Raw genomic sequence first — 336 nt, forward strand, 5'->3', positions numbered from 1 at the left:
GGCAGACGGCTTGGTATAGGCGTTGGGGCCGATATTCAGCACCGAATCCGAATGGGTCATAATCGGCACCTGATTGTCCGAGATCATGTAGGAAATCACATCGCGCGGGATCCCGCCGCTCCACGGCAAAGTCGGATCGAATTCGTAGCCAGCGATGGAATCGAGGAAGGAATTGATCCCCTCGTCCATCCATGTCCACTGCCGCTCGTCCGAATTGACGGTCATCGGGAAATAGATGTGCCCGATTTCGTGGATCACGACGCCGAGCAGGAACATCTTTTCCGACAGCGAATAGGTGCGCGTCCCATCGTCGTTGAGATTGGTGCGCGGCCCGTT

1 pseudogene is annotated in these 336 nt (G+C 56.5%); it reads right to left on the reverse strand.

Features of this window, described 5'->3' with window-relative positions:
* Window positions 1-336, reverse strand: a pseudogene (locus A3736_RS05845) (aminopeptidase); the annotation flags it as partial.

Source organism: Erythrobacter sp. HI0063, assembly GCF_001635685.1.
GTDB lineage: Bacteria > Pseudomonadota > Alphaproteobacteria > Sphingomonadales > Sphingomonadaceae > Qipengyuania.